This window comes from Angustibacter peucedani (assembly GCF_054779595.1).
Map to the genome: position 1 here is coordinate 1 of NZ_BAAGXY010000082.1, position 22,782 is coordinate 22,782.

The 22,782-nt window shown below is 74.2% G+C and carries 24 protein-coding genes and 1 pseudogene; 9 read left to right on the plus strand and 16 right to left on the minus strand.

Going from position 1 to position 22,782, the window contains the following annotated elements; genetic code table 11:
- The 6 genes from ACYVJ4_RS14580 to ACYVJ4_RS14605 form a co-directional block, all read right to left on the minus strand.
- A partial coding sequence (locus tag ACYVJ4_RS14580) for a sensor histidine kinase (RefSeq protein ID WP_460460887.1) occupies positions 1–1,823 on the minus strand: 1,823 nt, incomplete at its 3' end.
- A gap of 49 nt (positions 1,824–1,872) precedes the next feature.
- On the minus strand, positions 1,873–2,469 hold the full coding sequence (gene kdpC, locus ACYVJ4_RS14585) for a potassium-transporting ATPase subunit KdpC (RefSeq protein ID WP_460460864.1): 597 nt from the start codon (positions 2,467–2,469) through the stop codon (positions 1,873–1,875).
- Between the two features lie 12 nt (positions 2,470–2,481).
- Positions 2,482–4,536: a potassium-transporting ATPase subunit KdpB gene (gene kdpB, locus ACYVJ4_RS14590; protein ID WP_460460865.1), complete on the minus strand. Its 2,055-nt coding sequence runs from the start codon at positions 4,534–4,536 to the stop codon at positions 2,482–2,484.
- 9 nt (positions 4,537–4,545) lie between these two features.
- On the minus strand, positions 4,546–6,204 hold the full coding sequence (gene kdpA, locus ACYVJ4_RS14595) for a potassium-transporting ATPase subunit KdpA (protein WP_460460866.1): 1,659 nt from the start codon (positions 6,202–6,204) through the stop codon (positions 4,546–4,548).
- Entirely contained in the window at positions 6,204–6,293 is a 90-nt protein-coding gene (gene kdpF / locus ACYVJ4_RS14600; protein ID WP_460460867.1) for a K(+)-transporting ATPase subunit F, read from the minus strand. Before kdpF ends, kdpA begins: the two co-directional genes overlap by 1 nt.
- Entirely contained in the window at positions 6,290–6,421 is a 132-nt protein-coding gene (locus ACYVJ4_RS14605; protein WP_460460868.1) for a hypothetical protein, read from the minus strand. The genes kdpF and ACYVJ4_RS14605 overlap by 4 nt, the downstream gene beginning before the upstream one ends.
- 141 nt (positions 6,422–6,562) lie before the next feature.
- Here ACYVJ4_RS14605 and nicT point away from each other — a divergent pair, with 141 nt between their 5' ends.
- Positions 6,563–7,714 carry a Nickel transporter NicT gene (nicT, locus tag ACYVJ4_RS14610; RefSeq protein WP_460460869.1) on the plus strand — a complete coding sequence of 384 codons (1,152 nt, stop codon included), beginning with the start codon at positions 6,563–6,565 and terminating at the stop codon, positions 7,712–7,714.
- Positions 7,715–7,733: 19 nt separating this feature from the next.
- On the opposite strand, the gene ACYVJ4_RS14615 is transcribed toward nicT, so the two are convergent.
- The 3 genes from ACYVJ4_RS14615 to phoA form a co-directional block, all read right to left on the minus strand.
- Entirely contained in the window at positions 7,734–8,471 is a 738-nt protein-coding gene (locus ACYVJ4_RS14615) for a 4a-hydroxytetrahydrobiopterin dehydratase (RefSeq protein WP_460460870.1), read from the minus strand.
- 11 nt (positions 8,472–8,482) lie between these two features.
- Complete coding sequence (locus ACYVJ4_RS14620; RefSeq protein WP_460460871.1) at positions 8,483–8,839, minus strand: YrdB family protein; 357 nt, start codon at positions 8,837–8,839, stop codon at positions 8,483–8,485.
- Positions 8,840–8,911: 72 nt separating this feature from the next.
- Complete coding sequence (gene phoA / locus ACYVJ4_RS14625) at positions 8,912–10,264, minus strand: alkaline phosphatase (RefSeq protein WP_460460872.1); 1,353 nt, start codon at positions 10,262–10,264, stop codon at positions 8,912–8,914.
- A gap of 293 nt (positions 10,265–10,557) precedes the next feature.
- Between phoA and ACYVJ4_RS14630 the strand changes: the two genes are divergently transcribed.
- Positions 10,558–10,899 carry an S-adenosylmethionine decarboxylase gene (locus ACYVJ4_RS14630; RefSeq protein ID WP_460460873.1) on the plus strand — a complete coding sequence of 114 codons (342 nt, stop codon included), beginning with the start codon at positions 10,558–10,560 and terminating at the stop codon, positions 10,897–10,899.
- Entirely contained in the window at positions 10,899–11,660 is a 762-nt protein-coding gene (locus ACYVJ4_RS14635; RefSeq protein WP_460460874.1) for a hypothetical protein, read from the plus strand. Before ACYVJ4_RS14630 ends, ACYVJ4_RS14635 begins: the two co-directional genes overlap by 1 nt.
- Here ACYVJ4_RS14635 and ACYVJ4_RS14640 read toward each other — a convergent pair.
- Complete coding sequence (locus ACYVJ4_RS14640) at positions 11,637–13,931, minus strand: putative bifunctional diguanylate cyclase/phosphodiesterase (protein WP_460460875.1); 2,295 nt, start codon at positions 13,929–13,931, stop codon at positions 11,637–11,639. The genes ACYVJ4_RS14635 and ACYVJ4_RS14640 overlap by 24 nt on opposite strands.
- A 228-nt stretch (positions 13,932–14,159) precedes the next feature.
- Here ACYVJ4_RS14640 and ACYVJ4_RS14645 point away from each other — a divergent pair, with 228 nt between their 5' ends.
- From ACYVJ4_RS14645 to ACYVJ4_RS14655, 3 genes are read left to right on the plus strand one after another with little or no spacing between them, the layout of a single operon-like run.
- Entirely contained in the window at positions 14,160–14,549 is a 390-nt protein-coding gene (locus tag ACYVJ4_RS14645; RefSeq protein WP_460460876.1) for an ATP-binding protein, read from the plus strand.
- Positions 14,546–15,085 carry a hypothetical protein gene (locus ACYVJ4_RS14650; RefSeq protein ID WP_460460877.1) on the plus strand — a complete coding sequence of 180 codons (540 nt, stop codon included), beginning with the start codon at positions 14,546–14,548 and terminating at the stop codon, positions 15,083–15,085. The genes ACYVJ4_RS14645 and ACYVJ4_RS14650 overlap by 4 nt, the downstream gene beginning before the upstream one ends.
- Positions 15,086–15,120: 35 nt before the next feature.
- A complete protein-coding gene (locus tag ACYVJ4_RS14655) occupies positions 15,121–16,041 on the plus strand; it encodes a GTP-binding protein LepA (protein ID WP_460460878.1) in 921 nt (306 codons plus the stop codon).
- Here ACYVJ4_RS14655 and ACYVJ4_RS14660 read toward each other — a convergent pair.
- The 4 genes from ACYVJ4_RS14660 to ACYVJ4_RS14675 all read right to left on the minus strand — a co-directional run bounded on the left by ACYVJ4_RS14660 (position 16,034) and on the right by ACYVJ4_RS14675 (position 18,860).
- The gene (locus ACYVJ4_RS14660; RefSeq protein ID WP_460460879.1) at positions 16,034–16,252 is read right to left on the minus strand and encodes a hypothetical protein; all 219 of its coding nucleotides are present in this window, start codon (positions 16,250–16,252) and stop codon (positions 16,034–16,036) included. The two genes, ACYVJ4_RS14655 and ACYVJ4_RS14660, sit on opposite strands and share 8 nt — an antisense overlap.
- Before the next feature lie 98 nt (positions 16,253–16,350).
- A complete protein-coding gene (locus tag ACYVJ4_RS14665) occupies positions 16,351–16,992 on the minus strand; it encodes a hypothetical protein (protein WP_460460880.1) in 642 nt (213 codons plus the stop codon).
- A 33-nt stretch (positions 16,993–17,025) separates the two neighbouring features.
- Complete coding sequence (locus ACYVJ4_RS14670) at positions 17,026–18,087, minus strand: S-adenosylmethionine:tRNA ribosyltransferase-isomerase (RefSeq protein ID WP_460460881.1); 1,062 nt, start codon at positions 18,085–18,087, stop codon at positions 17,026–17,028.
- Positions 18,084–18,860 carry an SDR family NAD(P)-dependent oxidoreductase gene (locus ACYVJ4_RS14675; RefSeq protein ID WP_460460882.1) on the minus strand — a complete coding sequence of 259 codons (777 nt, stop codon included), beginning with the start codon at positions 18,858–18,860 and terminating at the stop codon, positions 18,084–18,086. Before ACYVJ4_RS14675 ends, ACYVJ4_RS14670 begins: the two co-directional genes overlap by 4 nt.
- A gap of 52 nt (positions 18,861–18,912) precedes the next feature.
- Between ACYVJ4_RS14675 and soxR the strand changes: the two genes are divergently transcribed.
- Positions 18,913–19,401 carry a redox-sensitive transcriptional activator SoxR gene (gene soxR, locus ACYVJ4_RS14680; RefSeq protein ID WP_460460883.1) on the plus strand — a complete coding sequence of 163 codons (489 nt, stop codon included), beginning with the start codon at positions 18,913–18,915 and terminating at the stop codon, positions 19,399–19,401.
- Positions 19,398–20,783: a dihydrolipoyl dehydrogenase family protein gene (locus ACYVJ4_RS14685; protein ID WP_460460884.1), complete on the plus strand. Its 1,386-nt coding sequence runs from the start codon at positions 19,398–19,400 to the stop codon at positions 20,781–20,783. Before soxR ends, ACYVJ4_RS14685 begins: the two co-directional genes overlap by 4 nt.
- Here ACYVJ4_RS14685 and ACYVJ4_RS14690 read toward each other — a convergent pair.
- A complete protein-coding gene (locus tag ACYVJ4_RS14690; protein WP_460460885.1) occupies positions 20,780–21,277 on the minus strand; it encodes an SRPBCC family protein in 498 nt (165 codons plus the stop codon). The genes ACYVJ4_RS14685 and ACYVJ4_RS14690 overlap by 4 nt on opposite strands.
- Entirely contained in the window at positions 21,274–21,630 is a 357-nt protein-coding gene (locus ACYVJ4_RS14695) for an ArsR/SmtB family transcription factor (RefSeq protein WP_460460886.1), read from the minus strand. Before ACYVJ4_RS14695 ends, ACYVJ4_RS14690 begins: the two co-directional genes overlap by 4 nt.
- 352 nt (positions 21,631–21,982) lie before the next feature.
- Here ACYVJ4_RS14695 and ACYVJ4_RS14700 point away from each other — a divergent pair.
- A pseudogene (locus tag ACYVJ4_RS14700) lies at positions 21,983–22,782 on the plus strand (hypothetical protein); the annotation flags it as partial.

Below are 22,782 nucleotides of genomic sequence, written 5' to 3' on the forward strand. Positions count from 1 at the left end.
GCGGCGACCTGCTCGGCCAGTCGCGCCCGCTCGAGCAGCGCCGCCGCCTGCGCGGCGAACGCCCCGACGATGCGCTGGTCCTCGGCCCGCAGCGGCCGTCCGCGCACGGCGAGCAGCAGCGTCGGCCCGGCCGGGAACTCGCTGTCGGCGTCCTGCGGCCGTCGGCACTCGCCCTCGCCCGCGCTCGCGACCACCTGCCAGCCCTCCGCCGTCCGACCCGCCGTCCCCGGCTCGCGCTCGAGCAGGGTCACGCCCTCGAGGCCGAACGACTCGCGCACGCGCTCGAGCAGCGCCGGCACCGCGGTCTCGCCGCGCAGCACGCTGCCGGCCAGCGCCCCCAGGGTCTGCGACTCGGCGGTGGCGCGCGCCGCCTGCCGGGTGCGCCGGGCCGCGAGGTCGACCACGGCGCTGACCATCGCCGCCACCAGCAGGAAGACCGCCAGCGCCAGCGCGTTGTTGGTCTCCTGGATCGAGAACGTGTGCAGCGGCGGCGCGAAGTAGTAGTTCAGCAGCACGCTGCCGACCACCGCGGCCAGCACCGCGGGCAGCAGCCCGCCGACCAGCGCGACGACGACCACCGCGACGAGGAACAGCAGGACGTCGGACACCAGGTTCAGCCGGCTGCGCTCGGTGGCCAGGGTGAGCGTCAGCACCAGCGGCAGCAGCACCGCGAGGGCCGACCCGTAGGCGCGCCGTCGCCGGGTCAGGCTGCCGCGCACCTCCGGCAGCAGCCGCCCGCGCCCCATCTGCGCGTGCGTCACGAGGTGGACGTCGATGTCGCCCGACCCGCGGATCGTCGCCGACCCGATGCCGGGACCGCCGAGCAGCGTGCCGAGCCGTGAGCGGCGGCTGCCGCCGAGCACCAGCTGGGTCGCGTTCTCGGCCCGGGCGAACTCCAGCAGCGCCAGCGCGACGTCGTCCCCGATGACCTGGTGGTACGTGCCGCCCAGCCGCTCGACCAGCTCGCGCTGCGCGGCCAGGTCGGCCGCGCTCGCCCCGGTGAGGCCGTCGTAGCGCAGCACGTGCACCGCCAGTAGGTCGCCGCCCGCGCTGCGCGCCGCGATCCGGGCCGCCCGGCGCACCAGCGTCTCGCCCTCGGGACCGCCGGTGAGCGCGACCACCACCCGCTCCCGCGTCTCCCAGGTGCTGTCGATCCCGTGGGCCTGCCGGTAGCCCTGCAGCGCGGCGTCGACCTTGTCCGCGGTCCACAGCAGGGCCAGCTCGCGCAGCGCGGTGAGGTTGCCGACGCGGAAGTAGTTGCTCAGCGCGGCGTCGACCTTCTCGGCGGCGTACACGTTTCCGTGGGCCAGCCGACGGCGCAGCGCCTCTGGCGCCATGTCGACGAGCTCGACCTGGTCGGCCGCGCGGACGACGGCGTCGGGCACCCGTTCACGTTGCGGCACACCGGTGATGCGCTCGACGACGTCGTTCAGCGACTCGAGGTGCTGCACGTTCACGGTCGACACCACGTCGACGCCGGCCTCGAGCAGCGCCTTCACGTCCTGCCACCGCTTCTCGTGGCGCGAGCCCGGCACGTTGGTGTGGGCGAGCTCGTCGACGAGCGCCACCTGAGGCCGGCGCGCGAGCACGGCGTCGACGTCCATCTCCTCGAAGTCCTTGCCGCGGTAGCTGATCCGCCGCCGCGGCACCATCTCGAGGTCGCCGACCATCTCGGCCGTGTGCTGCCGGCCGTGCGTCTCGACGAGGGCGACGACGACGTCCGTGCCGCGCTCTGCCCGCCGGTGGCCCTCGCCGAGCATGGCGAAGGTCTTGCCCACCCCGGGCGCCGCGCCCAGGTAGACCCGCAGCCGACCACGCCGCACCGGCACCACCTCCTGCCGCACAGTGTGCCGCTGGCCCTCGCCGTCCCGGTCAGGGACGGGTCGCGTCCAGGGCCAGGTTCAGCTCGAGGACGTCGACCGCCGGGTCGCCGAGGAATCCCAGCGCGCGCCCCGTGGTGTGCTGGGCCACCAGCCGGCGCACCACCGCCTCCGAAAGCCCTCGCTCGCGCGCCACCCGTGGCACCTGCAAGGCGGCGTACGCTGGACTGATCTGCGGGTCGAGCCCGGAGCCGCTCGCGGTCACCGCGTCGGGCGGCACGGCGGACGGCGCGACGCCCTCGAACGCCGCCACCGCCGCGCGGCGCTGGCGCACCAGGGCGACGAGGTCCGGGTTCTCCGGGCCCAGGTTGCTGGCGCCCGAGGCGAGCGGGTCGTACCCGTCACCCGCCGCGGACGGGCGGCTCTGGACGTACTGCCGCGCGCCCTCGAACGACTGCCCGACCAGCGCCGAGCCGACGACCCGCCCGTCGCGGTGCAGCAACGAGCCGTCGGCGCGGTCGCGCAGCGCCAGCTGGCTGACGCCGGTGAGCGCCAACGGGTAGGCCAGGCCGAGCAGCACGGTCATCACCAGCAGCGTGCGGACGCCGGCCAGCAGCTGGCGCACGGCGGGAGAGGAGCGGGGGGTCATGGGGTCTCCTCGTCAGCCGATGCCGGGGATGTGGGACACGACCAGGTCGATCGCCTTGATGCCGACGAACGGCACGACCACGCCGCCCACGCCGTACACCGCGAGGTTGCGGCGCAGCATCGCGGCGGCGGACGACGGCCGGTACCGCACGCCGCGCAACGCCAACGGGATCAGCGCGACGATGACGAGCGCGTTGAACACGACGGCCGACAGGATCGCCGACTCGGGGGTCGCGAGCCGCATGACGTTCAGCCGGTCGAGGCCCGCGAAGACGCCGCCGAACATCGCCGGGATGATCGCGAAGTACTTGGCCACGTCGTTGGCGATCGAGAACGTCGTCAGCGAGCCACGCGTGATGAGAAGCTGCTTGCCGATCTCGACGACCTCGATCAGCTTGGTCGGGTCGGAGTCGAGGTCGACCATGTTGCCGGCCTCCTTGGCGGCCGACGTGCCGGTGTTCATGGCGACGCCGACGTCGGCCTGCGCCAGCGCGGGGGCGTCGTTGGTGCCGTCGCCGGTCATGGCGACCAGCCGGCCGCCCTGCTGCTCGGCCTTGATGAGCGCCATCTTGTCCTCGGGCGTGGCCTCGGCGAGGACGTCGTCGACGCCGGCCTCCTCGGCGATCGCCCGGGCGGTGAGCGGGTTGTCGCCGGTGATCATGACGGTGCGGATGCCCATGCGCCGCATCTCGGCGAAGCGCTCGCGCATGCCGGGCTTCACGACGTCCTTCAGCGCCACGACGCCGAGCGCCCGCGCCGGCTGCCCGGGCCGCTGGTCGGCCACCACGAGGGGCGTGCCGCCGGCCGTGGAGATCGCGTCGACCGCGGGGGCGACGTCGGCGCCGGGCGTTCCGCCGGTCTCCCGTACCCAGGCGAGGACGGCGGCCGCCGCGCCCTTGCGCACCCGTCGTCCGTCAGCGAGGTCGACGCCGCTCATCCGGGTCTGCGCGGTGAACGGCACGAAGGTCGCACCGGGCAGCTCGCCGGCGTGGCGCTCGGGCCGCCCGTGCGCGGTCGTGGCCAGGACGACGACCGACCGGCCCTCCGGTGTCTCGTCGGCCAGGCTCGACAGCTGCGCCGCGTCGGCGAGCTCGGGGTCCTCGACCCCGTCGGCGGCCACCAGCTCGGACGCCTGGCGGTTCCCGAGCGTGATGGTGCCGGTCTTGTCGAGCAGCAGCGTCCCGACGTCGCCGGCGGCCTCGACGGCCCGGCCCGACATCGCGAGCACGTTGTGCTGCACCAGGCGGTCCATGCCGGCGATGCCGATGGCCGAGAGCAGCGCGCCGATCGTCGTCGGGATCAGGCAGACCAGCAGCGCGACGAGCACCACCAGCGGCTGCTGCGCGCCCGAGTACGTGGCGAACGGCTGCAGCGTCACGGTGGCCATCAGGAACACCACGGTCAGGCTGGCGAGCAGCACGTTCAGCGCGATCTCGTTCGGGGTCTTCTGCCGAGATGCGCCCTCGACCAGCGCGATCATCCGGTCGACGAACGACTCGCCCGGACGGGCCGTGATCCGGACGACGACGCGGTCGGACAGCACCTTGGTGCCGCCCGTGACGGCGCTGCGGTCACCGCCGGACTCGCGGATCACCGGGGCGGACTCGCCGGTGATGGCCGACTCGTCGACGCTCGCCACGCCCTCGACGACGTCACCGTCACCGGGCACGGTGTCGCCCGCCTCGACGACCACGAGGTCGCCCGGCTGCAGGTGCGGCCCGGGCACGACCTCCTCGGTGCCGTCGTCCCGCAACCGGCGGGCCGTCGTCTCGGACGTCGCCCGGCGCAGCGAGGCGGCCTGCGCCTTGCCGCGCCCCTCGGCCACGGCCTCCGCCAGCTGGGCGAAGACCACCGTGAGCCAGAGCCACGCGACGACCGACCAGGCGAACACGCTGGGACCGGTGCACGCGAGCACGGTCGAGACGACGGCGCCGACCTCGACCACGAACATCACCGGCGAGCGCACCGTGCAGCGCGGGTCGAGCTTGCGCAGCGCGGCGGGCAGCGACCGCGCCAGCGTGCGGACGTCGAGCAGGTCCGGTGCGGCCTGCGGCAGGGTGTGGGTCACGGGGCCCTCCTAGAGACCCTCGGCCAGCGGGCCGAGCGCGAGCGCGGGGAAGAACGTCAGGCCGGCGACGACGACGGTGACGCCGGCCAGCAACGTGACGAAGAGCGGGCGGTGCGTCGGGAGCGTGCCCGCGGTGGCGGGCACCGGCTGCTGGGCCGCGAGCGAGCCGGCCAGGGCGAGCACCAGCACCATGGGCAAGAACCGCACCAGCAGCATCAGCAGGCCGAGGCCGGCGTTGTAGAACGGCGTGTTCGCCGACAGGCCGGCGAAGGCCGAGCCGTTGTTGTTGCCGGCCGACAAGAAGGCGTAGAGCACCTCGGACAGGCCGTGCGGTCCCGGGTTGAGCATCGAGCGGCGCGGCCCGGGCAGCCCGACCGCGAGGCCCGCCCCGGCGAGCACCAGCACCGGCATGACGAGGACGTACAGCGACACGAGCTTCACCTCGTGCGCCGTGACCTTCTTGCCGAGGTACTCCGGCGTGCGCCCGACCATCAGGCCGGCGACGAAGACCGCGACGACGGCCAGCACGAGCATCCCGTACAGGCCCGAGCCGACGCCGCCGGGCGCGACCTCGCCGAGACCCATCCCGACCATCGTCAGGCCGCCGCCGAGCGCGGTGAACGAGGAGTGGAAGGAGTTGACCGCGCCGGTGGACGTGCCCGTGGTCGACGTGGCGAAAAGCGTCGACGCGAGCTCGCCGAACCGCGTCTCCTTGCCCTCCATCGCCCCGCCGGCCAGCCGCAGCGCGGTGCCGGGGTGGGCGGTCTCGACCCACGACATCGCGACGAGCACCAGCCCCCACAGCGTGCCCATGACGCCGAGCACCGCGTAGCCCTGCCGCTGGTCGCGCACCATGCGGCCGAAGGTGTAGGTCAGGCAGACCGGCACCAGCAGCAGCAGGAAGATCTCGAGCAGGTTCGACAGCGCCGTGGGGTTCTCGAACGGGTGCGCCGAGTTGGCGTTGTAGAAGCCGCCGCCGTTGGTGCCGAGCTCCTTGATCGCCTCCTGCGACGCGACCGGCCCGCCCGGGATCGTCTGCGCCGCACCGGTCAGGGTGCGGGCCGACGTCCCGGCCGAGAAGTTCTGCACCGCGCCGAGCGCGACGAGCGCGAGCGTCGCCAGCACCGAGATGGGCAGCAGCACGCGCACGGTGCCGCGCACCAGGTCGACCCAGAAGTTGCCGACGCGGTCGGTGCGCGAGCGCACGAACCCGCGCACGAGCGCGACCGCCACCGCCATGCCGGCGGCGGCCGAGACGAAGTTCTGCACACCGAGCCCGGCCATCTGGGTCAGGTGTCCCATCGTCTGCTCGCCCGAGTACGACTGCCAGTTGGTGTTGCTGACGAACGACGCCGCCGTGTTGAACGCCTGGTCGGGCGGCACCCCCGGGAAGCCGAGGCTGAGCGGGAGGTGCGGCTGGAACCGTTGCAGCGCATACAGTCCCAGCACGCAGACGAGGGAGAACGCCAGCAGCGAGCGCGCGTACGTCGGCCAGCGCTGGTCGGCGCGGGGATCGACGCCCATGAGCCGGTAGAGCACGCGCTCGCCGCGCAGGTGCCGCTCGCTCTCGTAGACACGGGCCATGTAGGCGCCGAGCGGCCGGTAGCAGGCGGCCAGGGCGGCGAGGAGCAGCAGCACCTGCAGCACGCCCGCGGTGGTGCTCCCCATCAGAACCGTTCCGGGAAGAGCAGGGCCACCAGCAGGTAGCCGACCAGGACCACGGACACGACCAGCCCGACCGCGTTCTCGGCGCTCACAGCCGCTCGACCCCCTTCAGGAACGCAGCCGCCAGCGCGAAGGACGCCAGCACGACGACGACGAGCAGCAGGTCGCCCATGGAAGGAGCTCCGATCGGGTCGGGTGGACGGGGGCACGGCCCGAGCATGCGTCCGGACGACGGCCCGAGCGGCCGTCCTTGCGGCTCCCTTGCGCCCGGCCGGCGTTCACGAACGGGTCCCTTGCGGATCGCGCCAGCCTGTTGCGACCGTGTTGCAGTAGCGCCAGGTGCTGGCCTACGGTCGCGGGCATGAGCGCCTCGTCGTCGGCCCGGCAGGAGCCGTCGCCCCTCACCCGCTTCCGCCGCTCGCTCACCCGCAAGGACTGGGCCGTCGTCGGGGCGATGGGCGGCTTCGTGCTGCTGCTGCACGTGGTGGGCTGGGGCGTCCTGGCCGGGGTCGTCGCACCCCAGCACCTGCGCACCGCGGACGGCGCGTCGTTCGGCGTCGTGCTGGGCGTCACGGCCTACGTGCTGGGCATGCGCCACGCCTTCGACGCCGACCACATCGCGGCGATCGACAACACCACGCGCAAGCTCGTCGCCGAGGACAAGAAGCCGCTCACCGTGGGGTTCTGGTTCTCGCTCGGCCACTCGAGCGTGGTGTTCGGGCTGTGCCTGCTGCTCGCCTTCGGCGTCCGGTCGCTCGCCGGCCAGGTCGAGGACGAGGGCTCGACGCTGCAGCGCGTCACGGGGGTGCTCGGCACCACGGTGTCCGGCGTCTTCCTCATCGCGCTCGGCATCGTCAACCTCGTCTCGCTCGTCGCGATCCTCAAGGTCTGGCGCGGCATGCGCGAGGGCCGGTTCGACGAGGACGAGCTCGAGCACCACCTCGACCACCGCGGCGTCATGATCCGCGTCCTGCGGCCGGTCATGAAGGCCGTCCGCCAGCCGCGGCACATGTACCCCGTCGGCTTCTTGTTCGGCCTGGGCTTCGACACCGCCACCGAGGTGAGCCTGCTGGTGCTGGCCGGCGCGAGCGCCGCGGTCGCCCTGCCCTGGTACGCGATCCTGGTGCTGCCCGTGCTGTTCGCGGCCGGCATGAGCCTGCTCGACAGCATCGACGGGATATTCATGAACTTCGCCTACGGCTGGGCGTTCTCGCGGCCGGTGCGCAAGGTCTACTACAACATCACCATCACCGGCCTGTCGGTCGCGGTGGCGCTCGTCATCGGGCTGATCGAGGTGGACTCGATCCTGGTCGAGAAGCTGCCGATCACCTCCGGGCCGCTGCACGCGCTCGGCACGCTCGACCTCAACGCCGTCGGCTACGTCGTGGCCGGGCTGTTCGTCCTGACCTGGGTGGTGGCCCTGGTGTGGTGGAAGGTCGGCCGGGTCGAGGAGCGCTGGAACGCCGGCATGTCGCGGCTGGTGCCCGCGGTCGACCAGCCCGAGCGCGTCTGAGCCCGCACCGCAGCCGGTCTCAGCCCTCCGGCGCGGGGGACTGGGCGACGCACACGACGCCCGTGTTGCCGTCCTGGTCGGCGACGACGACGAGCGAGGGCGCCTCGCTGTCGTCGACCACCGTGCCGCCCGCGGCGACGGCCGCCGCGACCCGCTGCGCGGCGACCTCGGGGGCCACGTAGACCTCGACGTGGAACCGCTGGCGAGGTGCTGCGCCGGGGGAGGGGTCGGCCGAGGGGTCGGTCGAGGGGTCGGCGTCACCGAACCACAGGTTCGGCGTCCGTCCGGTCGCGTCGCGCACCTCGTCGCCCGGCGTCCCGCGGCCCTGGGCGTCGGCGTCGCCGGTGAGCAGCGCGGCCCACACCGGCGCGATGGTGGCCGAGCGCGCGGTGTCCAGGCCCAGCTCGACGACGCTCACGGCCGTCGGGTCGGCCACCAGCCCCTGCTGCGCCGCGACCTCGGTGATGCGCCGCGCGAGGTCGACGTCCTGCTGCGTGACCCACTCGACGACGTGCTCGGTGCCGTCGTCCTCGCGGTAGATCGCGTCGGTGCTCACGACCCGCAGGTCGACGCGTCCGGCGCCGATCGTCACGCCGGGGTGGTGCCCGAGCGCGTCGCCGGCCTCGCCCAGCGCCGCGACGAAGCGCGCGGCGGCGCCGAAGTCGTCGACGAGGTAGCGGGCGTGCAGGGCCTGGGCCAGCTTGCGGAAGTCGGCCAGCCCGGCCGCGGTGATCTGGTCGCCGGTGAGCATGTCCATGCCCGCAGACCCTAGAGCGCCTCCACCGGTGCCGGCTCGGTCAACCGCAGGACGGCGGCGTTGGCGAGGTAGACGACCATCAGCGCGACGCCCCAGCCCGGGTGGCCGGAGCCGGCCAGCGCGAGGGCCGCGACGCCGAACCACACGACGCGGAACACCCCGCCGCGCAACCCCTTCAGCGGGTGCGGCGCCTTCGGCGAGGCGAAGTAGCCCCACAGCGCGGCCATCACCAGCGGACCGCCGACTCCCACCAGCAGCCGGACGCCGATCCCGCGGTCGAGCGAGAACCCGGCGAGGCAGACGGCGGCCAGCGCCGCGAGCTCGACGACGAACGCGAGCGCGAGGTTGAGCTGCCGCCAGGTGCGCATGGCGGCCATCCTCGCAGGCCCCCGGATGACGCGCGTGCGCCGTCCGGGGGCCCGTGGGGTCGAGCGGGTGGGTCAGCCGAGACCCAGCGCGCGCCGCATGGTGAAGAACAGGTCGGTCTGGTTGGTGACGCCCAGGACGTTGGCCGCCTGCGGGCCGCCGGCGGCGATCCGCACCTCGGTGCCGGTGTGCTGCTGCGAGCCGGTGATGTCGGCGGTCGCGTAGCTGACCGTCAGGTCGCCGCCCTCGTTGGTGTGCAGGGTGGCGGTGAAGCCCTGGGTCGGGCCCTCGACGATCTGGCTGGTGTGGCCGTGGTCGGCGGTCACGACGACGAGCGTGTCGGGGTGCGAGCGCTGGTACTGCAGCGCCTTCTTGACGGCGGCGTCGAAGGCCACGGTCTCGCCGATCTGGCCGCACGGGTTGGCGGCGTGGTCCTGCTTGTCGATCGACGCGCCCTCGACCTGCAGGAAGAAGCCCTTCTTCGAGCCGCGGGTCTGGCGGTCGAGCACGTCCAGGGCCTTGGTCGTCATGTCGACCAGGTGCGGCTGGCTGGCGGTGCGGGCGGTGTTGACCTCGCACCGGCTGGGCTCGGTGCCCGTGCGGGTGGGCTTGGGGCCGACCCACTCCAGGTCCATGGTGTTCTTGGCGAAGGCACCGAGGATCGGGGCGTTCGGCTTGGCGGCCGCCAGCCCGTCGGCGTCCGTCACGATCTGGTAGTCGTTGACCTGCGCCTGCTGCAGCACCGACAGGCCCTTGTACCTGCCCGCCTGCACGAGCTGGTCGAAGTACTGCTTGCCGCCGCCGAGCAGGACGTCGGGGCGGGTGGCGACGAGCTGCTCGGCGATCGAGCCGGCGCCGCCGTTGACCTTGTCGTTGGTCGGGCACGGCGCCATCGACTGCGGGCCCTTGCAGTCGCGGCTCACGACGTGCGAGCCGAGCACCGCGGGGGTGGCGTCCTGCAGCTCGGCCGTGGTGACGTCGCCGGTGCGGAAGCCGGCCTTCTGGGCCAGCTCGAGGATCGTCGGCACCGGCTTCTCGTCCGGCAGCACCGAGATCGCGCCGTTGTACGTCTTGTGACCCGTGGCCCAGCCGGTGCCGGACGCCGCCGAGTCGGTGACGTAGTCCGGGATCGTCGGCTGGTCCTTCTTGACGGCGTAGGTCGTGTACGCGCCGGTGAGCGGCAGCGTGTCGAGGGCCAGGCGGCCGTCGGCGCCGACCTGGTAGTTGCGGGCGAGGGTGATCTCGCTGTCGCCCATGCCGTCACCGATCAGCAGGATGACGTTGCGGGCCTTGCCGCCCTGGATCGCCGTGCGGGCGGCCTGGGTGTTGTCGGGGTGCGCTGCGGCGGCCACGGCGACGGCCGGGACGGCGAGCGAGGCCGCGGCGAGCGCGACCACCGCGGTGCGGCGGGTACGGCGGGAGGTCATGAGGGTTCCGTTTCGTCCGGAGGAGCACGACGGGGGCAGCCGACCAGCCCGATCCCGACACCGCTCGCACGGGAGGTGTCGGCCCGGCGTCCGGGAGGTGAACGATTCGTCCCGTTCCGTCCGGGACTGCCCACGGTGCACCGGTCGTGACCGTGCGCCACCGGGATGGCCCGGTCGGCTGGCCGGTCCGTCCCGGTTGCCGGGAAGGCTCGCTCTGCGCCACCGATCGGTGGCACCATCGTGCGCACCCGCCCCTGGAGCACCCGGGGGCTCGTGCGTTCTACGGAGACGATGTGCGCGACCTGGCACCCGAGATCCACCGGCAGCGCCTGGTGGTGGAGGGCTACTGCAACCAGCCGATCGACGACGTCTCGATCCGCGAGTACCTGACGCGGCTGTCCAAGGAGATCGACATGGTCGCCCTCATGGAGCCGGTGACGCACCAGTCGCCGCTCTACGGCTGGGCCGGCTGGATCCACTGGGAGACCTCGGGCGCGCACTTCTACGCGTGGGACCAGCCGCGGCTGTTCTTCAGCGTCGACGTCTACGCCTGCAAGCCGTTCTCGGCCCAGGCCGTCGTCGACCTGACGCGCGACTGGTTCGACAGCTCCGACGTCGTGCACAAGGAGTTCTGATGCTCCGCCTGCACTTCGACGCCCAGGGCGCGCTGCTCGACTCGGCGCGCGAGTGCGAGGCCGAGGTGTTCCTGCGCTGGTTCGGCAACACCCGCGCGCAGCTCGACGACGAGTACGGCCCGTACGAGGAGCACTCGGTCTTCCTGGTGCTGGCCGACGAGGACGAGCAGGCCGTGGGCGCCGTGCGCCTGATCGCCCCGGGCGGCCCGGGCTTCAAGACCTTCGCGGACGTCGGCCAGCAGCCCTGGGGCGTCGACGGCCTGCGCTCGGCCCGCGCGGCCGGCATCGACCTGTCGTCGACCTGGGAGGTCGCGACGCTCGGCGTCCGGGCCGGCGCGGCCGGGGGCGGCACGGCCGGGGCGCTCGCGCTCTACCACGGCCTGATGACGGTGGCCCGGGTCAACCGGATGTCGACGTTCGTCGCGATCCTGGACGAGCGGGTGCGCCGGCTGCTCGGCTCGGTCGGCATCACCACGCGCGCGCTGCCCGGCACGGCGACCGCGCCCTACCTCGGCTCCGACCGCAGCACGCCGGTCTACTCCCACTACGCGCCGATGGTCGACGCGCAGCGCCGCGACCTGCCGGACGCCTACCGCCTGGTCACCCTCGGCATCGGCCTGGACGGCGTGAGCATCCCGCCCGAGGAGCAGTTCCGGCTGCAGCCGCGGCGCCGGGTGCTCGACGTCCGGGCGCTGGAGCACATCCCGACCGCGCGGTCGGGGGGCGGCGCCGGGCTGTCAGTAGCCGCGCGGTACCGGTAGCAGCCGGCGCAGCTCGGGCACGGGCTGCGTCGCCCAGCGGCGCACCCACGGCCCGACCGCCTCGACCGGCATGGGCGCCGCGATGTGGTAGCCCTGCAGGACGTCGACGTCCATGGCCACCAGCGCCCGCGCGGTCTCCTCGTCCTCGACGCCCTCGGCCACCAGCCGCAGCCCCATGGCGTGCGCCATCTTCGTCGTGGTCTCGACGATCAGCCGCGTGCGGTCGTCGGTGAGCAGCGTCGAGACGAACGAGCGGTCCATCTTCAGCTCGTGCACCGGCAGGTCGCGCAGGTAGGCCAGCGACGAGAAGCCCGTGCCGTAGTCGTCGATCGACGCCTGGACGTCGTGCGCGCGCAGGTCGTACAGCGCGTCCCGAGCCCGCTCGGGGTCGGACAGGAAGGAGTCCTCGGTGACCTCGATGAGCACCGCGTCGCCGTCCAGCCCGGCGTCGTCGAGCGCCTCGAACAGGCGAGGCAGCAGCTGACCGCCGAGCAGCTCGGGCGGCGCGCAGTTCATGGCGACGCGAAACCGGAACCCGGCGTCGGCGAACCGCCGGGCGTCGCGCACGACCTGGTGCATGACGGCCTCCGACAGCGCCGGCATCAGGCCCGCGCGTCGGGCGTCGGCGAGGAAGGCCGCGGGGGTCAGCAGCCCCTCGGTGGGGTGCTCCCAGCGCACCAGCGCCTCCATCGAGGTGATGGTGCGCGAGGCCGCCTCGACCTGCGGCTGGTACCAGAGCACCAGCTCGCCTGCGGCGATCCCCTGGCGCAGCGCCTCGGCCCGCTGCAGGCGCTGGGCCGAGAAGCCGTCCTGCGAGGTGTCGAACAGCAGGGCCCCCGAGCGGCCCTCCTTCGCCTCGTACATCGCGATGTCGGCGCGGCGCAGCAGGTCGGTCGCGGTGGTGTCCTCCGGCGTGCGCACCGTGATGCCGATCGAGCTGCCGATGGTCAGGTCGAGCGTGGCGATGCGCACCGGCGTGAGCAGCACCTCGCGCACGCGGTGCGCGGTCTCGAGCAGGTCGAGCTCGTCGTCGGTCGGGGCGAGCAGGGCGAACTCGTCGCCGCCGAGGCGGGCCACCAGCACCTCGCCCGGCAGCGACGCGCGCATCCGGTGGGCGACGGTCTTCAGCACGTCGTCCCCGGTGCCGTGGCCCAGCGAGTCGTTGATGTCCTTGAAGCCGTCGAGGTCGAGCAGCATGAAGCCCAACGGCGAACCCACCCGCATCGCCTCGTCGGCCGCGGCCAGCACCGCGCGCCGGTTGGGCAGCCCGGTCAGCTCGTCGGTGAGCGAGAGGCGCATGGCCTCGGCCGCTCCGCGCGCCTCGTGCAGCGCGAGCACCATGCGAGCGCCCGCGCTGACGAGCGTGACGATCGCCGGCACCGTGACGCACCAGCCGATGGTGCCGCCGGGGTGCAGCACCAGGACGACGAGCGCGAAGGACGCGGCGACCACCAGCGTGGTCGCCTTCTGCGGCTTCGGGACGACGAGCGCCGGCGTCGAGCGCGAGCAGGCCGCCGAGATCAGCACCGCCCAGCTGCTGCCCCACAGGATGTCGAGGGCGATGCTCGAGGAGTACGAGTCGTTCGCCAGGGTGAGGATGAAGCTGCTGTCGGCCACGGCCAGCGCGAGGAACGAGCCGGCCAGCAGCGCGGTGCGACGGGTGCGGTCGCGCTGGCGCAGCAGCATCTGCGCGAGCACCAGCGTGCCCAGGCCCAGGTCGATCAGCGGGTAGAGGATGGCGAGCAGCAGGGTGAGCCCGCCGCGGTCGAACGAGTGCTGCAACGGCGTCAGCACCGCGAACGCGGCGACGCAGACGGCGGCGCCGCAGACGACGGCGCCCTCGAGCCAGACCGCGGCGGCGGGCAGCTGGCGGCGGGGCACGTCGAGCAGCAGGAAGCAGACGATGCCGAGGTAGGACAGCAGGTACAGCGCCTCGCCGGGTGCCGGGAACGTCACGGCCTCGACCGCCTGGCTGGCCGAGACGGTCGCGGAGCCCGCCGCCCACAGCGCGACGCCGGTCGCGAGCAGCAGCATGCCCACCCGCCGTCCGCGCTCGGCACCGGCCACGACGAGCAGCCGGGTCAGCTGCAGGGTGAAGAAGACCGCGGTGGTGACGAGCAGCGCGGTGCGGATCGCGGGGCCGTCGGCCTCGCCCGGCAGGACGAGCGTCGAGGCGGCCCCGAGCACGGCGCAGGCCCACGCCGCGTGGCCGAGGTGGCGGACCCACCGCTCGGCACGGGACGTGGTGGCACGCCTCGCGATCGCTCTCACACCGCCTCGTCCCGTGTCGACGCCTGCTCGTCCCGTCCGTGGGGCGGTCGCCGCCGCCTTCGTGATCTTCGGCCCGAGCACGGGGGGTCTTGAGGCGGACCGCGCCACCGATCTGTGGCGTACAGGTCGCGCAGTTCGGCGCCGAGAGGGGTGCGAGGTCGTAGGCTTCCCCCGGGTCGTGGCTGGGGGTGGTGCACGTCCTGACGGGTCCACGGCGAGAGGGGTGACGTGCAGGCGGTCATCAGCCTTCCCGCGCACCCGCGCAGCCCCCGCGACGCCCGGGCCTTCGTGCGCGACACCCTGCGCCGCTGGCGCCTGGACTCGCTCAGCGCCGAGGCCGAGCTGCTCGCCAGCGAGCTGGTCACCAACGTCGTCCTGCACGTCGGCACCCCGCTGCGCGTCACCCTCGTGCGCGACGACGGCCAGCACGAGGCGCTGCGCGTGGAGGTCGCCGACGGCAGCCGCCGCGAGCCGCGCCGCCGGCACTACTCCGACGAGGCCCAGACCGGCCGCGGCCTGCTGCTCGTGGCACGCGTCGCCACCCGCCACGGCGTCGAGGTCGACGACGACGGCAAGCGGGTGTGGTTCGAGCTCGGGCCCGACGAGGACGACCGGTGAGCGACGCCGTCGACCTGCGCGACGTCCGGGTGCTCGACTTCCCGCTCGACGTCTGGCAGCGCGCCCAGGAGCACGGCGACGCGCTGGTGCGCGAGCTGACCCTGATCGCGCAGTCCCGGGTCGACGGCGAGAGCGAGCCCGCGGACGACGACGGGCCGGCCCAGCTCGACCTGCCCCGCCGGCTCGTGGCGCTGGTCGGCGAGCTGACCCACCGCTACGACGGGATGGCCACCGACGTCGAGCGCCAGCGCGACGACGCGCTCGACCGCGGCGAGGCCCGGGTCGACCTGACCTACACCGTGCCCGCCCACGTCGGCGAGGCCTGCCGCCACCTCGGCCAGGTGTTCGACGACGCCGACTTCTACTGCCGCCAGGGCGAGCACCTGCTCACCCTGGCCACACCGCCGGAGGCGCTCGCCTTCCGCCGCTGGTTCCTCGGCGAGTTCGTCCGCCAGCTCGAGGGCGAGCCACCGGTGTCGTGGACCACCTACGCCGCCGCCCACGGCGAGCCCGGGAACGATCCGGCACCTTCCTGAGGTTGTGCTGTGGGAGGTCGCGTGCGCACGGCATGATGACCTCCGACGGAGGTGACATGGGCAAGCCGGTCGTGACCCAGCAGGCGTTGCACGAGCACGTGCTGCGCCTGGGTGAGCTGCACCCGCCGATCCCCCTCGACAGCGTCGACCGCACCGTGCTGCGGCCCGACCTGGTGCGCGACCAGTACGGCCCGGTGATCGACTACCTGGCGCGGGTCGAGCTGGAGGTCGAGCGCAACGTGCTCGAGCTGCTGACCCTGCTGCCGGACGCCGGCGACACCGACCGGATGTTCTACGCCGAGGTCTGGAGCCCGCAGGAGGCCCACCACGGGCTGGTCCTCGACCGGCTGCAGCAGGACATCGGCCGCCCGCCGGCCACGCCCGACACCGGCACCGTCAGCGCCAAGATCAAGGTGCTCGGCGCGCTGTCCCACCTGCGCCCGGTGCACGACGTCACGCGGATGCTCTACTACCTGACCGGCGCCGCCACCGAGAAGTCCGCTGTGCTCGCCTACAGCCGGCTGTCGGCCGGGATGCGCCGGCTGGGCGAGACGGCGATCGCGCGCACGATCATCGACCCGATCAAGCGCCAGGAGCCGGGCCACTTCGCCTACTACGCCCTGGCCGCGCGCCAGATGGTCCAGGCCCGCGTGCTCGCGCCCTGGCAGCTGCACCTGACCCGGGTGCTGCGGCGCCGGTCGTTCGGGCTCGTCGGGGCCAACGACCAGCAGCAGAAGGGCGACTTCGGCGGCATCGTCAGCACGCTCGGCATCGAGGCCGAGCTCTCGTCGTACGCCCACCAGATCTCGGTGGTCGAGCGCGAGCTGCTGTGGGCCGGGCGCGAGGGCATGCACGTGCCGCCCTACGTGCTTGCCGCCCTGCGCGAGGCGGTCGAGCTGCACCGCGAGCGGGGGCTGGTGCCCGGACGACGGCCCGAGGGCGCGCTCATCACCTGACCGGGCTGCTGATCGGGCTGCCGTGCGCGTGAAGCCGGTCGACGATCGCCCGCTCCAGGCCGACCAGGTCGACCAGCTCGGGGTTGGCGACCGACGTCCCGTCCGGGGCGGCGATGAACGACGCCAGCGCCCGGGCGGCGTCCTCGGCGGCGCACAGCTGGACGAGCAGCTCGCGGACGGTGAGGTCCGGCGGCAGGGGTGGGTGCGTCACGGTGCCTCCAGCGGGGGTCGAGCCCCTGCTGCTGGAGGCCCGGCCAGCATGCGACGCGGGCCGCGGCGCGGCAAGTGGGACGGCGCCCGCTGGCGCGGTCAGGGCCAGACGCCGTCGTGCGGGCTGGTGTCGAGGGGGCCGTCCTCGCGGCAGTCGCCGCTGGTGTAGTCGGACGGCAGGCGCGGGAAGACCTGCTCGAGGTAGCGCCGGGCCTGGGCCTGCGCGACGTCCGGTGCGGCGCCGAGCCGGCGCAGCACGCCCGCGTCGGCCTGCACGGCCGTGCACTCGGCGCGCGCCTCGTCGCGCTGGCCGGCCAGGTGCGCGGCCTCGTGCGTCACGGTGTGCACCGCCACGACCTCGTCGAGCGTCGCGGACGACGGGTGGCGGCGGTAGGCCTTGACGTCCGAGCAGGTCTGGCCCGAGAGGAACGCCTCGGACGCCGGGGTGCCGTCGGCGTCGAACCACACGTGCCCGGCGCGGCCCTGGCTGCTCCAGAAGTCGTGCAGCAGGCGCTCGCAGCCGAAGCCGGCGTCGCGCCCGGCCAGCACCGGCCGCACCGCGTCGGCCAGCCCGTGCTCGAACCGGTACCAGCGGGTCTCGTTCAGCGTGAACACCAGCGCGGGCACGGCGACGAGCACCGGCCAGACCCGCCACCCGGCACGGCGCAGGTACCGCTGGGCCAGGAGCCAGGCCAGCGACAGGTAGACGACGGCCAGCCCGCCGGCGATGCGCACCCCCATCAGGTCGGCACCGCCGGCGGACCACCTGAGCGGTCACGGCAGGAACAGCGTGGTGTCGCCGAACTCGTGCCACAGGTACTCGCGCTCGACCGCGGCGTCGTACGCGCGCCGCACCAGGTCGGCTCCGGCCACGGCCTCGAGCAGCAGCAGGTGGCTGGCCTCGGGCGCGTGCAGGCCGGTGACCAGGCCGGTCACGACGCGAGCCGGGTGGTCGGGGCCGAGCACCAGGTCGGTCCAGCCGTCGGCGTCGCGCACGCGCCCGTCCGGACCGACGGCCGACTCCAGCGCCCGGACGACCGTGGTGCCCACGGCCACCACCCGGCGTCCGGCCGACCGGGCGCTGCGCACCAGCCGCGCGGTGTCGACCGGCACCGCGAACCGTTCGGGCAGCGGCGGTTCGTGGGCCTCCTGGCTCGACACCCCGCAGTGCAGGACGACGGGAGCCACCGTCACGCCGCGAGCGGCCAGCCGCACCAGCAGCCGGTCGGTGAAGGGCCGTCCGGCAGAGGGCATCTCGGCGCTGCCGGGCACGTCGCCGTAGACGGTCTGGTGGTCGGCCAGGGGGAAGCGCTCGGTCAGGTAGCCGTACTCGACCGGACGGCCGTGCTCGGCCAGGTAGGGCTGCAACGCCGTGGCCGGTCGCACCTCGGCCCGCCACAGCCGCGACCGCACCGCGCCCGCGTGGGGGTAGGCGGCCGCGAGGCGCAGCCGCACCCCGCCCGGCAGCCGCAGCACGTCGCCGCGCTGGTAGCCGAGGTCCGGGCCGTCGTTGGCCGCGGTGCGGGGCTCGACGACCCAGGTGCCGTCGTCCAGCGCGGTCGAGACGTGCAGCGGGTGGGCGGCCCGACCGCGGCCGGGCAGGACGTCGAGCGCCGCGGGCACGGTGGCGGAGGTGTTGACGACGAGCAGGTCCCCGGGCTGCAGCAGCTCGGGCAGGTGGCGGAACCTGGTGTGCTGCACCGCTCTCGGGTCCGCGACGAGCAGGCGCACCTCGTCGCGGGCCAGGCCCCGGCGCTCGGGCGGCGCGGTGGCGTCGCTGCCGGGCGGGGGCGTGAAGCGCGTGCGGGCGTTGGGCAGCGGGGTCGCGGCGCTCATGCCGGCACCTCGGCCGTCAGCTCGGCCGTCAGCTCGGCCGGCAGCTCGGCGGCGAGGTCGGCCGCGCGGTACCGGCCGCTCGGCCGCTCCTGCGCGACCAGGCGCAGCAGCACCGGCACCACGGTCTGCGGCAGCGGGCGGTCGCTGATGTCGTCGTCCGGGAACGCCTCCTGGTGCATCTGCGTGCGCATGTCGCCGGGGTCGACGGCGTGCACCCGCAGCTGCGGCTGCTCGGCGGCGAGCACCGCGGCGAGCTGGTCGAGCGCGGCCTTGGACGAGCCGTACCCGCCCCAGCCCTCGTAGGGCTCGACCGCCGCGTCGGACGACACCGCGACGACGGTGCCGGTGCGCCCCGTGCGGTCGTGCGCCGCGCGCAGCAGCGGCAGCGCGAGCTGGACCAGGGCGAGCGGGGCCAGGACGTTGACGGCGTAGACCTCCTGCAGGACGTCGAGCGGGTAGTCCTCGAGCGCCGGCTGCGGGCTGGGCCCGAGCCGGCTGGCGTTGGCCACCAGCAGGTCGAGGCCGCCGGCGGCACGGGCGGCGTCGACGAGCGCCCGACGGTGGGCCGGGTCGGTGACGTCGCCCGGGACGACGGTCAGCGACCGCGGGTCGAGGGCGCGCACGGCGTCGGCCAGGCGCTCGCCGTCGCGCGCGTCGACGACGACGTGCCAGCCGTCGTCCACGAGCTGCTCGGCGAGGGCGAGGCCGAGCCCGCGCGAGGCGCCGGTGACGACGGCGACGGGCTGGTCCGACTTCGTGGGGGTCTGGGTCATGTCCTCGATGATGTAAGTTCAAGTGAACTTGAAGTCAAGGGAGGCGGGCGCGATGCCGGCGCAGGACCTGCTCATCAGCGAGGTCGCCCGACGCAGCGGTCTGGCCAGCTCGGCGATCCGCTACTACGAGAGCCAGGGCCTGGTCGAGTCGTCGCGGACGTCGGGTGGCCAGCGCCGCTTCGCCCGCGCGGTGCTGCGGCGGCTGGCGTTCATCCGCGCGGCGCAGAACGTCGGGCTGAGCCTGGACGAGATCCGCGCCGCGCTCGACACCCTGCCGAGCGGCCGGACGCCGACCAAGGCCGACTGGGCGCGGCTGTCGCGCGCGTGGCGCGGCCGGCTGGACGAGCAGATCGAGGCGCTGGAACGCCTGCGCGACGGGCTCACCTCGTGCATCGGCTGCGGCTGCCTGTCGCTGCGGCGGTGCGCGCTGCAGAACCCCGGCGACGTCGTGGCCGAGTCGGGGGCGGGGGCGCGCTACCTGCCACCGGCGCTGCGGCCCCGTGGCGCGGGCGGGGCCGATGGGCGAGGATCGCGATCATGAGCGACGAGCGCACTGCGGACGTGATGGTCATCGGCCTCGGCCCGGGCGGTGAGGACGTCGCCGGCCGGCTCGCGGAGGCGGGCGTCGACGTGGTGGCGGTCGACGAGCGGCTGGTCGGGGGCGAGTGCCCGTACTGGGGCTGCATCCCGTCCAAGATGATGATCCGCGCCGCGAGCGCGCTGGCCGAGGCGCGGCGCGTGCCCGGCCTGGCCGGCACCGTCAAGGACGTCGAGCCCGACTGGGGCCTGGTGGCCGACCGGATCCGGGACGAGGCCACCGACGACTGGGACGACCGCGTGGCCGTCGAGCGGCTCGAGGGCAAGGGCGCGCGGTTCGTGCGCGGCCACGCCAGCATCGTCGGCCGGCGCGACGGCGGCGGCTTCACGGTGGACGTCGGCGGGGCCGAGTGGGTCGTGCAGCGCGTCGTCGTCAACACCGGCACCACGCCGGCCGTGCCGCCGGTCGAAGGCATCGGCGACGTCGACTACTGGACCAACCACGGCTTCGTCGAGGCCCGCGAGCTGCCGGGCTCGATGGTGGTGCTGGGCGGTGGGGCCATCGGCTGCGAGCTGGCGCAGGTGGCGTCCCGCTTCGGGGTGCAGGTGACCGTCGTCGAGAAGGCACCCCGGCTGCTCTTCGCCGAGGAGCCCGCGGCCAGCGCCGTCGTCCAGCAGGCGTTCGCGGACGAGGGGATCGACGTCCGGGTCGGTGTCGGCGCGACGCACGTCGAGGCCGACGGCGCGGGCGGCTCGTGCCGCGTGCGGCTCGAGGACGGCACCGAGCTGGAGGCCGAGCGGCTGCTCGTCGCGAGCGGGCGCCGGGTCGACGTCCACGCGGTCGGCCTGCACACGGTCGGCGTCGAGGAGGACGCCCGGGTCGTGCCCACCGACGAGTGGGGCCGGGTGACCGAGGGCGTGTGGGCGCTCGGCGACGTCGTCGGGCACGGCGCCTTCACCCACATGTCGATGTACGAGGCGGACGTCGTCGTGCGCGACCTGCTCGGCCAGGGCGGGGCGCCGGGGCGCTACGACGCCGTGCCGCACGTGACCTTCACCGACCCCGAGGTCGGCTCGGTCGGGCTCACCGAGGCCGCCGCGCGCGAGCAGCTGGCGCAGGTGCGCGTCGGCACCGTCGACGTCGCGAGCACCACCCGCGGCTGGATCCACGGACCGGGCGGCGCCGGCCTGATCACGGTCGTCGAGGACGCCGAGCGCGGCGTGCTCGTCGGTGCCACCTCGGTCGGGCCGACCGGGGGCGAGGTGCTGGGCTTCCTGGCGCTCGCCGTCTCGGCCCAGGTGCCGGTGCAGACCATGCTCGACATGCCGTACGCCTACCCGACCGTGCACCGCGGCATCGAGACCGCGCTCAAGGACCTCGCCTAGAGCTGCTCCGCGAGTTCGGAGTAGCCGGCGTGCAGGCGGTCGAACGCCCCGTCCCACGGCGGCGCCGGCTCGTCGCGGAGCACGGCGGCGAGCGCGTCCAGGTGCCAGTGCCAGCCCGCGGCGTACCCCGGTGCCGAGGCCGGGTCGAGCGCGGTGTGGTCGAGCACCAGGCGCGACCGGCCGTCGTCCAGCGCGGTGATCTCGACGCGCACGCACGACGCGCGCTCGCCGTGCTGCCAGCGCACCTCGAGCGCCTGCGGCGGCTCGCAGGTCACGACCTCGAACTGCGCCTCGCCGTTGTCGAAGTGCACGGTGACGCGGCCGCCGACCCGCAGGTCGCCGCTGACCGGGTCGAGCCAGCGCGCCAGCCGCTCGGGCTCGGTGACCGCCGACCACAGGTCGGGGACGGCCGTCGGGTAGTCGCGCTCGAAGCGCACCGCGCGGTGCTCGCCGTCGGTGCGCAGCGCGCCGTCCAGGGTCTCGCTGGTGGTCATCGGGTCTCCTCGTCGTGGTCGTGGTCGTGGTCGTGGTCGTGGGTGCGGGGCCGGGTGCCCCGCGCGACCTCGGTGCCGAGCGCGTCCAGCCGCTGGGTCCAGAACCGGCGGACCTGCGCCACCCAGGCCTCGAGCTCGTCGAACGGCGCGGGCTCGAGCGCGTAGAGGCGCTGCGTGCCGCGGGGCACGACGTGCACCAGGCCGGCCTCTCGCAGCACCCGCAGGTGCCGCGAGACCGCGGGCCGGCTCACCGGGAACTGCTCGGCGAGCGCCCCGGCCGGCTGCTCGCCGTGCGCCAGCAGCTCGACGATCTGCCGCCGGGTGGGGTCGGCCAGCACGGCCAGGGCGTCCATGGCGTCGAGTGTCAAGCATCGGTTACGTAACTGTCAAGTTACCTCAGGTCGGAGGGCCGATCTGCCGAGTCACGGTTTGGACACGGTGCGTAGATCATCAGTCACTCGACGTGGAGGAGGCGTGGTGCGGGACGACGGCACGCCTCCGGAACTGACCTGCGAAAACACATCGGTGTGGTTCGGCGTGTCGGGTCGGCTGGGGCGCCTGGGGCAGAGGACACTGACACGGGACGTGTGTGACTGGTGTTCCCAGAGGGGCATCTTTCGCCTACCCTCGGTCGGGCGTGCCCGCCAGTGGCCGTCGTCCGGACCCCTCCAGGTCCCGGCGCCCCGCCTCGACCGAAGGGTCCGGATGAGCCTCCCCGACCGCGCGCGCCCGCTGCGGTGGCGTCGTCCCACCGCCGTCGCGCTCGTCGGGGTCGTGCTGGCCACCGGCGTCGGGCTGGTCGGTGCGGGCGCCGCGAGCGCGGACCCGATCTACCCGACGTCCGGGCAGGTCGACCGCGCCAAGCAGGCGGTGTCGGCGGCGAAGTCCACGGTGGCCGCGCTCGAGGCGTCGCTGGCCGTGTCGGCGTCCAAGCTCGAGACGTTGCAGACCCAGGTGCAGATCGCGGCCGAGGCCTACGACCGCGCCAAGGTCGAGCTCGACCAGCGCACCGCGGCCGCGCAGGCGGCGCGGAAGCAGGCGGACGCCGCGCAGACCGCTGCCGACCAGGCGCAGGCCGACGTCGGGCAGCTGGCCGTGGACTCCTACTACGACGGGCAGGGGCTCGGCGGGCTCGAGGTGCTGATGGGCGCCTCCACCCCGCAGGAGCTGCTGAACTCCGCCGCCAGCTACCGGATCGCCAACACCGTCGTCGAGCAGACCTTCGAGCGCGCCCGGGCCAGCCGGGTCGTCGCGCAGGTCATGCGCCGCCAGGCCGATGCCGCGCTCGCCCAGCAGGCCGCGGCGGCGGCTCGACTCGAGGCGGCGCGCCAGGCCGTCGAGGCCAAGGCCGCTGCGGCGCAGGCGGAGACGAACGCGATCGCGGCCCAGCGCAGCGCGACCATCACCCAGCTCGCGGCGCTGCGCAAGACGTCCGTGCGGCTCGAGACGCAGCGCCAGAGCGGGCTGGAGCAGCGCCGTCGCGAGCGCGCCGAGGCGGCCGGGGT